The organism is Pseudomonas sp. P5_B2 (assembly GCF_056400445.1).
The window spans coordinates 1-539 of record NZ_JBFULH010001504.1 but is presented as its reverse complement, the minus strand read 5'-3'; the positions used below and the strand labels follow the sequence as shown (position 1 = coordinate 539).

Genomic DNA, 539 nt, shown 5'->3' with positions numbered 1-539 from the left:
GCCGGATTTGAACCGACGACCTTCGGGTTATGAGCCCGACGAGCTACCAGACTGCTCCACCCCGCGACAAAGCTGGGGCGGAAGTATACGACCGATCCCTGACAGGGTCAATGTAACCTTCCACCTACAAGAAAGCCCGCAACAGCGGGCTCTCCTGATAATTGGTACCGAGAAGGGGACTCGAACCCCTACACCCTATGGGCACAACCACCTCAAGGTTGCGTGTCTACCAATTCCACCACCTCGGCAATACTACGTTTGAAACCCTTCTTACTTCTGCTCTTGAGCTGGAGGCACGTCAGTCGCTGGAGTAGCCGACTTTTGCTCTTGAAGCACCGGTACATCATCAGAAGCCGGTTGCTGCTTTGGAACTTCCAACACCGCTGGATTTGGGAGACCTACTTGAGTCAGCTGTTGAGCTTTCTCTTTAGCAAAGTAACCTAACCCTAAGCTGGTTATGAAAAAACCTGCGGCAAGTATAGCAGTAAACTTACTAAGAAAGGTAGAGGAACCTTGGCTTCCGAACACAGTATTTGAAG

1 protein-coding gene and 1 tRNA gene are annotated in these 539 nt (G+C 51.4%); both read right to left on the bottom strand.

Annotated elements, in window-relative coordinates:
• Nucleotides 1-162 precede the first annotated feature (162 nt).
• Nucleotides 163-248 (bottom strand) — tRNA-Leu (locus tag AC1DRJ_RS32080).
• Nucleotides 249-270: 22 nt separating this feature from the next.
• Nucleotides 271-539: preprotein translocase subunit SecG (gene secG / locus AC1DRJ_RS32075; RefSeq protein ID WP_477805624.1), on the bottom strand; the 269-nt coding region annotated here is incomplete at its 5' end.